The sequence below is a fragment of the Virgibacillus salarius genome (assembly GCF_039521925.1).
Classification (GTDB): domain Bacteria; phylum Bacillota; class Bacilli; order Bacillales; family Amphibacillaceae; genus Virgibacillus; species Virgibacillus salarius.
In genome coordinates this window covers 18,932-30,335 of sequence record NZ_BAAACY010000070.1, presented here as the reverse complement: position 1 = coordinate 30,335, position 11,404 = coordinate 18,932, and the positions used below count along the sequence as shown (strand labels likewise).

Genomic DNA, 11,404 nt, shown 5'->3' with positions numbered 1-11,404 from the left:
GCTCTACAACGCTAGCATGAAGTAACACAGCTGCTTTTATACGCACGGATAGCGATTTTCACTTTATCCATTGTAAAAAAAGTCAACCTATTACTTATGACAAGAATTGTTGCACCTTCTCATAGCGGAGACGAATTACGTAGACTCCTGCGGGATTAGCGCGAGCCGCAAATCCACTTTGCAACGTGTTCTTCTTTGCAAAGTTAGTTGAGGCCGTGCCCGCGGAAAGCGAAGTAATTCGTCGGAGCATTGCCAATATACATCAAACATTTCAAAATAACTACTTGGCTTAACGCAGTCATTGCACTGATTTTATACTTTCTTAACTTAGAACAAAAACACAAGAGCCCGATTAGAAACGTAGCGACTGGAGCGAGTCAGCGGAAATATAGGAACTACGGTTTGCTTACGGGCCGATGTCGACTTAGCTTAGGGCGATTCGTGAAGTCGCATCGTTTCTCGGCGCTGGAGCTGGACGCAGCTCAACCCGACACCATATTTATACAAATGGGCAAATTTTATTATTTTCTAAAAGAGTGAAGCGTTTGAACTGCTCCCCTTAAGTTAGACAGATTAACAAATAAAAATCTGTTTTACCTAGGGGGAATTTTTTATGTCCAAGAGATCTCATTCGAGTGAATTTAATTTGAAGTAATAATGTCAACAATAATGAAGGTGATACAAAGAAGGATGTTCAAATATCAAATAAATAATACAACCCTTTCTAGATGGATGGACATTTGAAACGGACGGAATAAGTGGGTTAAAGGAAGCAGCTGTATTTGATTAGTTGTCAGGAGACTATTCTTATAAAGAAGTTCCAATGGAATCATTTTAGGGGACTCTCAAATGTGAGAAGTACTATTTACATAGGTATGAAAGATATCAAGAAAGATTATACGGCCCTAGCCCTGTTGAATATAGAGCTAAAGCCGCTTAAATCCATTTTTATAATTTCCAATGTCTACTTGACAGGGTCAATTCAGCTTCATACTTCTTTTTCATTCCCTTTTGTATTGTTATTTCGCTGCGTTTCTAACTTGGCTTGAATCTTTGCTTTTTCTTTATTAGGTGGTGTCAGACTTACTATTGTATCCCCTACTGCTGGAACAGTTCGCATTTCTTCGGAATAAAATTTCAATTGACCTGAAGGCTTAATTAGATAAAGAAAAGCAGTAGATTCATCTTTGTCAGCTACATATTGCTTATAGTTATATTGTGAAGTTAACGTAGTTTGTCTGAACACATAATGATTATTCAGCTTTTCCAACAAATCTTCCATCGTAAATTTCTTATCAAATAAAATCCGTCCTCCAACTTTAGATACAACCTCTGTTGTATCACCTTTTATTTGATCAAGTGGACTAACTTTAAAGACATTAGTTCTACCATATTCGGGCATAAATGTTGTACATACAAGGGAATTAAAAGCATGATCATCTGTTATAGCTAGCAAATATTCATATGGAATTGTATCCAGGTTATATTCCGACTGCTCAGAGAGTATATTTCCATGATAAAAATTAATACCTGCCTCACGAACTGGCCTTAATCTTTCCCATGAAGAGTCAACAATTATTACTGGAAAATTAGCCTTTGCCAGTGATTTAGCTAATTCAACTGTAAAGCGATTAGCTCCATTAATTAACGCTCCTGGTCTTCCTTCCATAGATAAATGTAATTTTTTCGCCAACCAACCAATTGAAAACCCATGAGCTACAACCGTAAAAATTACTAGTCCAAAGGTAAGTGTTGTTAGTATTTGTGCATCTTCATAACCTGCTTCGGTCAATACACTAGCAAAATAGCCTGATACGGTCAACGCTACAATTCCTCTTGGTGCAATCCAACCTACTAGAGCTTTCTCATTAAATGATAATCCCGTGCCAATGGTAGAAAGGAAAATCGATAATGGGCGAACAATGAACATCATTAATAATACATAGCCAATAATGTTGGGACTAAATATTTGCAGTAGGGTTTCTAATTGCAAGGATGCGGTTAGCATAATAAATATCGTTGAAATGAGTAAAATTGAAATGTTTTCTTTGAAATGACGCATGTCAGAAATAGAGCTTATCCCCATATTGGCAAGTGTAATTCCCATAGCTGTTACTGATAATAATCCTGTTTCGTGCATAATTTCATCTGCACCGGTAAAACAAACAATAACAACAATGACAACTGCTGGAGATTTTAAGAATTCTGGAATATGGCCTGTTTCAAACATCCAGCCAATTCCTTTACCACATGCCCAGCCAAATATTGCCGCAAAAATAGATGCTGCAAAAAATAGTGTTAACTTTGCTCCATCCGGATCATTTGCTGTTAAAAAGGTAATAATCTCAAAAGCGAACACTGCTAAAAGTGCACCAATTGGATCAACGATTATTCCTTCCCATTTTAGGATTTTAGCTGGTCTAGGCTTTAGCTTTGATTGCCGTAATAATGGCATTATTACAGTTGGTCCAGTAACAATAAATAGGCCACCAATTACAAAAGCAACGGTCCAAGACAAACCTGCAATATAGTGAGCAGTTAGTGAGCCGAGAATCCAGGCTATAAATGCACCAACAGTGGAGATTCGGAAAACAGGCTTGCCTAGTCCCCTGAGCTCCTTAAAGCTGAGATTTAAGCTGCCCTCAAATAAAATAATGGCTACTGCTACAGATATAATTGGGCTATATAAACTGCCAAAGTCTTCCTCAGGGTTCATTAAACCAAAAACTGGTCCTGCCAACAGTCCAGTAATCGACATGACAACAATAGCCGGCATACGGTAACGCCAAGCGATCCATTGGGACCCGATCCCTAAGAAGCCTATTAGCATGATTTCAAATAATAAAGACGGAACCATGTGATACCCCCTATTTAAAATTTCAACGAAACTACTTCCTTATGTAACATTGCAATCAATCCTACAGAAAGTAAAACGTCGGATAGCCATATAAAAGGAAATAACACATTCCTTTGTAATGGCAAATTATAGATAAGATAAAAACATTTTAAATGTGAAAGGAAAGAATGTAAACAATTTTAATTCAGGCAAATATAAATCATACTATTATCAACATTTACTTTTCTCTCCTTTTCCATTGACAATCTTAACCTGTTACTGTTAAGATGATGTCTGCTTTGCGTTATTTTCTGAAAAAAATTAATTCAAAGAATCGCCCTTTATTTTCAGATTATATTGAAAAAATAGATATTACTCTTCTTTCTTTAGTATTTGATAATACAGGAATGTTCATTCCATTTCGTTTTAATTTAAGGAGTGCTATACAACTGTATTCAATAAACAATCTCAACAGGAAATCATATAGAAGGGATACACGTATGATGAATAAAGATACATTCATAATCGGCTTTATGTTATTTGCTTTATTTTTTGGTGCTGGAAATCTCATATATCCTCCTGTACTTGGACTCCATTCAGGATCGTCTTTTATTACTGCTATTGCAGGCTTTGTGATAACTGGTATAGGTTTACCTATTTTAGCAGTTACTGCTATTTCGTTCGTAAAAAAAGATGCCAGAGAAATAGCAAATCGAGTCCACCCTCTATTTGGCATTCTATTTACAACAGCTGTGTATTTAGCAATTGGACCATTTTTTGGAATACCTCGTGCAGCTACAGTTGGCTACGAGATGAGCATCGAATCCTTTCTTAATAACGTATCACCTTATACGTTATTGCTGTTCACAAGTGTATTTTTTATTTTCGTCTTTTTTATCAGTTTAAATCCTTCAAAAATGGTAGATCGAATTGGACAGTATTTAACACCTATACTATTGCTGTCTATTACAGCATTAGTAATTGGCGCTATTATCTTATTTGACCAGCCAGCTACAGCACCTACCAGTGATTATGCTAGTAGTCCTTTTTTTAAAGGCTTTGTCGAAGGCTATTTAACTATGGATGCTATTGCAGCTCTAGCCTTTGGAATTATTGTGGTAAATGCCTTTAAAGAAAGGGGTGTTTCCACACAGAAAGGGCTTATTACTGCAACATTGAAGGCTGGATTGGTCGCTGGAGTAGGTCTGATCACTGTCTATACCTCTATCGGCTGGATTGGTACAAAGGTGGCAGGATCAGCTAGCTTCAGTAATGGAGGAGAGATACTCTCACATGCTGCAACTTCAATCTTTGGAACATTTGGAACACTGCTGCTAGGAATTATTGTTACGTTAGCCTGTTTTACCACTTCTGTCGGTTTAGTAGTTGCTTGTGCGCAATTTTTTTCAAAATTGGTGCCAATCTCTTATTCCTTGATTGCTTTTATAATTACTTTCTCTAGTTTTGTTATTGCTAATCAAGGTTTAGATGCAATCATTAGTTTTTCTGTTCCCGTACTTGTATTCTTATATCCAATAGCTATTGTACTTATTATGCTAACCTTTCTACGGTCATTATTTCAGAATAGGCCGGAGGTCTACCGTGGGGCAATTCTATTTACCGCAATCATAAGCTTAAATGATGGGATTACGTCCTATGGTATTGATATTCCAACTGTCACGAACTATGTAATGAAAATTCCTTTATTTGATATTGGTTTGGGCTGGCTACTACCAGCTATTATTGGAGGATGTATCGGATTTCTAGTTTCAAAGCTTAGACCCCAAAAGGCTTAACTATTACTTTAGGCTAGTGTATTCCAGTAAAGCTGTGAGATATTGCTGAATTAGCCAATACCGTCCGTACATTAAACGATAAGCTCATGAAAGCTAAAAATCATATCAACTTATAAAAATGAAACTTCAATCAGTGGGGTCTTACTACCAGTTATGTGTGTGGTAAAATTATAGAATATTTGTATATGCAGGAGCTGTATCTTTACAGCTTCTTTTTTTCTTCTATAACCAACTACAGAAAGAATATGTTAGGATGGTACATGTAAAAGGAGGAAATACATCATGGGAATGAAGGAAGAAAAACTACTTCAAACGTATTTCGGTTATGAAACCTTCCGTCCAGGGCAGAAGGAAACCATTGATTACATCTTAGCTAAAAAGAATATTCTCGCTGTCATGCCTACTGGTGGGGGAAAGTCCATATGCTATCAAATACCCGGCTTAGCATTGCCAGGCACTGCAATTATCGTATCTCCTCTTATTTCTTTAATGAAGGACCAAGTAGATGCATTACAGTCTTTAGGAATTGCTTCTACTTATATTAATAGCTCATTAACTGCAGGTGAACAACAGCATAGGCTAAAGGATATTGCATTAGGAAGATATAAATTTGTTTATGTAGCACCCGAACGATTTGATTCAGGAAATTTCTTGAATGTACTTAAGCAAATAAATATATCATTAATTGCCTTTGATGAGGCACATTGTATTTCCCAATGGGGTCACGATTTCCGACCGAGCTATCGATCAATCATTCCACAATTAAAGCAATTACATCATGCTCCAATTATAATGGCGTTAACGGCAACGGCAACAGAAGAAGTCATATTCGATATCCAGCAGTTATTACACATAAATCATGTAGTAAATACAGGCTTCGAAAGAGATAATTTATCCTTTCACGTCATTAAAGGAAAGAATAAATCCTCCTATATCCGCTCTTTTTTACAGGAAAGAGGCACTGAATCAGGAATTATTTATACAGCAACAAGAAAACAGGCAGACAGTCTTTATGATCAGCTAGAAAGACGCGGTTATTCGATTGCTAAATATCATGCAGGTCTTTCAGAACAAGAACGACAACATGCGCAATCTGCATTTATTCATGATGAAAAACAGCTTATGGTTGCAACAAATGCATTTGGTATGGGGATTGATAAATCTAATGTTCGTTTTGTCATTCACTATGCTATGCCAATGAATATTGAATCGTACTACCAAGAAGCTGGGAGAGCTGGAAGAGATGGGGAGCCAAGTGATTGCATATTATTATTCTCAGCACAGGATATACAGCTACAGAAATTTCTTATTGAACAATCCTTAATGGATGATGCCGCAAAGCAAGGGGAATATCGTAAACTGCAGTCCATGATTAACTATTGTCATACCCATGGATGTTTAACTACGTTTATCTTAAATTATTTTCATCAAGAGGATAACAATGAATTATGCGGTCGCTGTAGCAACTGCATCCAACGTCAGGAAAAAATAGATATTACAGAGGAAGCGCAGAAAATACTTTCTTGTGTAAAACGGATGGGAGAAAGATTTGGAGTTGGGATGACAGCGAAGGTACTTAAAGGATCGAAAGACAAAAAGCTAAAAGAGTTTCGGCTCCATACATTATCTACATACGGAATCCTCTCAGCTTTTACCGAAAAAGAATTAACTGAATGGATACATTTCTTGGTAGCAGAACAATTATTAGCTACGGAGGAAGGGAGATTTCCAATTCTAAAGTTAAATCATCAATCTGTTGAAGTGTTAAAAGGAAGAAAGTCTGTATACATGTTTACGATGCCGATCCCGATAAATGAGCAGACTGATTACCATAAAGATTTATTTACGGCATTGCGTAACTTAAGAAAGCAGTTGGCTGATGAAAAAGGGGTTCCACCTTATGTTTTATTTTCTGATGCAACCTTAAAGGAATTAAGCAGATATTTTCCGGTTACCAAAGAAGATATGCTAGAAATTAAAGGGGTAGGTGAGAAGAAATACGACCAATTTGGTGAAGCATTTTTAAACGTTCTAAAAGAATGGCGATCACAGAATCCTGATGTAAAAAACATCATTCGCATAAATGATCCTGTTCATCCAAAACCTAAAAAAAATAACCCTGAAACAGACGAGAATCCAAGTCATGTTATAAGCTATAAAATGTTCCAATCTGGCAAATCTATTAAAGATATAGCTGTTATACGTGATATATCCCATCAGACGGTAGAAAATCACTTATTTAAAGCCTTTAAAGACGGATATCCGATCGCTTGGGAAATATTTTTTACATCGAAGGAAGAGGAAGCCATCTTACAAGCTAGAGAACAACTTGATGACATCAAGTTAAAGTCTCTTAAAGAGGCACTACCGACGGAATATGATTACACAAAGATAAAAGCTGTACTGACAAAACATAGCTTCATCTAATCGGATATTGGGTAAAAAAAGATGGTCCTTGCCAGACTTGACGACGAGTACCAGTGTAATGTCCTAGTGAGTAAAGACCCAAATCTCCTATAGCGTAACAATTGATCCTAGATTCCCGAACGAAGCGATTTCCATGAGGAAACCTACGCATTCAACCACGGAAACGAAAGTCCTTCACCTTCGGACAAGAAGACCCTTGGATCCGTATAAACGGAAGCAGTCAGCTCTCTATTTCGAGCTGACTGCTTCCGTTGTTCACCTTTTATCCCGCATATAACTGGCAGTAAGATCACCCACTTCAAGCAATAAAAAGAAAGCAATATATATAAGTGGGGGATCGACTGCCAGTAAATGTCCGATTGGTTCCAGGGCCTTTAGGTCATACTCTTGTGGTACTAACAATCAGTCGGGGATAAATCATACCCCCAACTGATTGTTGTTTTACTTTATATCTAATGCCCAAGTTCCATTACGGAAAATAGCTTCTGTTGTTCCATCTTCAAATACACCGTCTATATCCAATTGCTCTGAACCAATCATGAAATCGACATGATTTAAACTATCATTCACTCCATGCTTATCTAGCTCCTCTTCGTTCATTGCAGCTCCACCCTCTACATTTGTAGGATATGCCTTACCAAGCGCAATATGACAAGAGGCATTCTCATCAAACAACGTATTATAGAAGATTAAACCAGATTGAGAAACTGGTGATTCATGAGGTACTAATGCTACTTCACCAAGGCGCTTAGAACCGTCATCTGTTTCTAATAAATGCTTTAAGGTATTCTCCCCTTGTTCAGCTTGATAATCAACCACTTTTCCATCTTTAAACGTTAGACTAAAATTATCGATTAAGCTACCACCATAATTAAGCGGTTTTGTACTGGCTACTGTACCATTCACACCATATTTGTGGGGCATAGAAAACACTTCTTCTGTTGGCATATTCGGATTAAAGGTCGTGCCACTCGACGTTTTTGCAGAACCCCCCTTCCAAATATGTCCTTTAGGAAGTTCCATCTCTAAGTTTGTTCCTGGCGCAGTAAATACTAGCTTCTTATAATTTTTCTTGTTTAAGATTTCACGAGCAGTTCGGAGTGTTTCGTTATGTGCATCCCAAGCTGCTATCGGATCATCTTGATCAACCCTTACTATTTTTACAATTGCGTCCCAAAGGCTTTCAATGGCATCTTCTCTTGATTTTTCTGGGAAAATCTTTTGTGCCCAATCTCCTGTTGGAATAGAAATAATTGACCACGGAATGATATCATTCATGGTATACTTCCGAAGGTGCTTCATCGCCTCGCCAGCTGCTTTATTTGCTTTTGCTACACGGGAAGGATCAATATCCTTTAATAAATCAGGATTCGTTGAACGAATATTTAATATTGCCGCTCCATCCTCAACATAGCTTTTTTGTAGCTCCACTTTCCACTCAGGAAAACTAGCAATAACTTCATCTGGAGCGTTTTCATATTTTAACAATGTAAGCTCATCATCCACCCAATTAATATGTACGTCCTTTGCTCCTAACTCATACGCTTTACGTACAACGATTCTTGTAAAATCTGCACCCTCAATTGGCGCATTAACCATTAATGCCTGATCCTTCTGTATATTCACACCAGTGCGTAATGCTAACTCTGCATATTTTTCTTGTGTACGTTGACTAACCATTTCTTTACCTCCAAATTAAATTATTTCGTATACCGTTATTATTTCATAAATTCAATAAAATTACCAAATAACTTTTTATAATTAGAATAAATTGGAAAATATTTGTTATTATCCCCCTTATCTATTTACGACATATCGAGATTATGTTATCCTAAAAATAGGTTACTTTTCGTAATAACTGTAGAATTTGCTAATAGATATATGATACCGATTGAGGTGATGATCATGGAGAACCTTTGTCCACGTTTCGAAAAAGCTATGGGACTTCTTAGCACACGCTGGGTAGGGCTTATACTTTTTGAACTATTAAAAGGTACAAAACGTTTCTCTGAAATGGAAGCTGATTTGCCTATCAGCGGGCGGTTGCTCTCTGATCGACTTAAAATGCTAGAAAAAGAAGGAATCGTTACAAGAGATATTTATTCGGAGTTTCCTGTTCGTATTGAATATTCTCTTTCCGAAAAAGGAAAAGCATTAGAACCAGTTATTAAAGAAATTCAATGTTGGGCAGATCATCATATTTCATTAGAAGAAATAGATGAAGAGTGAAATGAGACTGAGACAAAAGAATGAAGAAACAATAAAAAACGAACGATGATAAGTTAAAATTAATTATCGTTCGTTTTTTGCACGGAATCATTCATTTAGTACCTGAAACAAGCGAGACTCCGGCGGAAACAGCACGAGACCGAAGTTCCACTTGGTAACGTGTTTTTCTTTACCGAGTTAGCTGTGGCCGTTCCCGCGGAAAGCGAAGTAATTAGTCGGAGCATTGCCAATATACATCTAACATTCAAAATAACTACTTGGCTTAACGCAGTCATTGCACTGATTTTATACTTTCTTAACTGACGAGAAAATTAACAGACCACATTGCACAATGCAATGTGGTCTGTTTTGAACTATTCTGTATTACCTGTTTGTTCTCTTCCCCAGTACTCGATTCCTTCTTGATTATCTAGAGTATCTCGGTAAAATACTGGATCCTTACCTTCTTTACGCTGTCTTCGATAATCCTGGAGTACTTTATTAGCAATTTTAAATAGCTTCGATATCGCATAGAGATTGATCAATGCCATAATAGCCATTGTCAAGTCAGCTAAAGACCAAACAAAATCAAAGGATGCTACTGCTCCAAAATAAACCATCGCTAATGCTGCAATCCGATAAAGGAACAGTCCTGTTTTACTATTCTTTATATATGCAATATTATTTTCACCATAGTAATAGTTGCCTAAAATAGAGCTGTAGGCAAATAGTAAAATGGCAATTGCAATGAAGCCGCTCGCCCAGTCTCCAATATGAAAAGCAAAAGCATTTTGTGTTAATTGGATTCCATCTGCCTTACTACCCTCATATCCACCTGCAGTGATTAAAATAAATGCCGTTGCACTACAAATTAATAACGTATCAAAGAAAACACCTAAGGCTTGAATAAACCCTTGCTTGGCTGGATGTGATACTTCTGCTGTTGCTGCAGCATTTGGTGCACTACCCATACCAGCTTCATTGGAAAATAAGCCTCGCTTAATTCCCCACATAATTGCCAAGCCAAAGCCTCCACCGGCTACTTGCCGAATACCGAATGCGTTCGTAATTATAATCGATAACATATCTGGAATTGCAGTAAAGTTTACAAGTAAAATATACAACGATAAGATAATATATAAAATGGCCATAATCGGTACGATAATCTGTGTAACGTTTGCAATACTTTTTAAACCACCAAAAATAACAATTGCAGTAAAAACAAATAACAACAAAGCAATCAAGTGTTGATTAATATCAAACTGTCCTTTAAAGGCTAAACTAATTGTATTCGATTGCACAGAGTTAAATACGAGACCATATGTAAAGGTGATCGTTATTGCAAAAATAATTGCCAGCCACCGTTTTTTTAATCCCTTTTCCATATAGTAAGCTGGCCCTCCACGGTATTGATTCTTATCCGGTACTTTATACACCTGTGCAAGTGTACTTTCTACGAAGCCAGATGCTGATCCAAGTAATGCAATTAGCCACATCCAGAATACGGCACCAGGGCCACCTGCTGCTATGGCTGAAGCCACTCCAGCCATATTTCCAGTACCTACTCTAGAGGCAGCACTTATTGCAAAAGCCTGGAATGAAGAGGTACCTTTCTTACCACTCGCGCTAATTGTTCGTTTATCGAACAATACTCGAAACATCTCTGGAAGATATTTAAATTGTACAAATCCCGTCTTAAACGTAAACCACAGCCCCAGTCCAATTAAGACAATAATCAATACATACGTCCATAAGATGTTATTGGCTTCGCTAATTAGATTTTTTAAAATCTCCATCCTGTAAACTTCCTCCTTTTACACTATCCACATTTTCTTAGCTCATATCGTTATACTTATGTGTGTGTTATTCGTTATTACCCTAAATATTGTATACTAAATCTACAATAAAGGAATGAACCACACAAAAAAAGAGAAATCTCTCTTTTTTCTTGTTGAAAAGGAAATTATAAAATTTGCCCTTGTGGATAAATTGGCGCGTGTTGAGCCTCGACCAGCTCCAATGCCCAGAAACGAGGCGACTTCACGAATCGCCCTACGGTAGTAAGTCATCATCTACTCGCAAGCACCCCGTGATTCCTTTAATCTTCGTTGACTCGCTCCAGTCGCTACGCTTCTAA

6 protein-coding genes are annotated in these 11,404 nt (G+C 37.2%); 3 read left to right on the top strand and 3 right to left on the bottom strand.

Going from position 1 to position 11,404, the window contains the following annotated elements; genetic code table 11:
- Positions 1-988: 988 nt before the first annotated feature.
- Positions 989-2,857 (bottom strand): cation:proton antiporter, encoded by a 1,869-nt coding sequence (locus tag ABDZ84_RS09615; protein WP_026682621.1) that lies wholly within the window; start codon positions 2,855-2,857, stop codon positions 989-991.
- Between the two features lie 479 nt (positions 2,858-3,336).
- Between ABDZ84_RS09615 and brnQ the strand changes: the two genes are divergently transcribed.
- Both brnQ and recQ read left to right on the top strand, forming a co-directional pair.
- Entirely contained in the window at positions 3,337-4,632 is a 1,296-nt protein-coding gene (gene brnQ / locus ABDZ84_RS09610) for a branched-chain amino acid transport system II carrier protein (protein WP_343781264.1), read from the top strand.
- A 282-nt stretch (positions 4,633-4,914) separates the two neighbouring features.
- Positions 4,915-7,059, top strand: a complete 2,145-nt coding sequence (gene recQ, locus ABDZ84_RS09605; RefSeq protein WP_121603983.1) for a DNA helicase RecQ — start codon at positions 4,915-4,917, stop codon at positions 7,057-7,059.
- 441 nt (positions 7,060-7,500) lie between these two features.
- Here recQ and ABDZ84_RS09600 read toward each other — a convergent pair whose 3' ends face one another.
- Positions 7,501-8,739: an aminopeptidase gene (locus tag ABDZ84_RS09600; RefSeq protein ID WP_121603984.1), complete on the bottom strand. Its 1,239-nt coding sequence runs from the start codon at positions 8,737-8,739 to the stop codon at positions 7,501-7,503.
- A 225-nt stretch (positions 8,740-8,964) separates the two neighbouring features.
- On the opposite strand from ABDZ84_RS09600, the gene ABDZ84_RS09595 reads away from it, so the two are divergent.
- Complete coding sequence (locus ABDZ84_RS09595; RefSeq protein WP_026682617.1) at positions 8,965-9,288, top strand: winged helix-turn-helix transcriptional regulator; 324 nt, start codon at positions 8,965-8,967, stop codon at positions 9,286-9,288.
- A gap of 353 nt (positions 9,289-9,641) precedes the next feature.
- Here the strand turns inward: ABDZ84_RS09595 and ABDZ84_RS09590 are convergent, their stop codons facing one another.
- Positions 9,642-11,063: an alanine/glycine:cation symporter family protein gene (locus tag ABDZ84_RS09590; RefSeq protein ID WP_026682616.1), complete on the bottom strand. Its 1,422-nt coding sequence runs from the start codon at positions 11,061-11,063 to the stop codon at positions 9,642-9,644.
- Positions 11,064-11,404: the final 341 nt, after the last annotated feature.

Excerpts from the sequence above, each read along its gene's own strand:
- recQ (WP_121603983.1), top strand. The coding sequence starts at position 4,915 with ATGGGAATGAAGGAAGAAAAACTACTTCAAACGTATTTCGGTTATGAA.
- ABDZ84_RS09590 (WP_026682616.1), bottom strand. The coding sequence starts at position 11,063 with ATGGAGATTTTAAAAAATCTAATTAGCGAAGCCAATAACATCTTATGG.
- ABDZ84_RS09595 (WP_026682617.1), top strand. The coding sequence starts at position 8,965 with ATGGAGAACCTTTGTCCACGTTTCGAAAAAGCTATGGGACTTCTTAGC.
- brnQ (WP_343781264.1), top strand. The coding sequence starts at position 3,337 with ATGATGAATAAAGATACATTCATAATCGGCTTTATGTTATTTGCTTTA.
- ABDZ84_RS09615 (WP_026682621.1), bottom strand. The coding sequence starts at position 2,857 with ATGGTTCCGTCTTTATTATTTGAAATCATGCTAATAGGCTTCTTAGGG.
- ABDZ84_RS09600 (WP_121603984.1), bottom strand. The coding sequence starts at position 8,739 with ATGGTTAGTCAACGTACACAAGAAAAATATGCAGAGTTAGCATTACGC.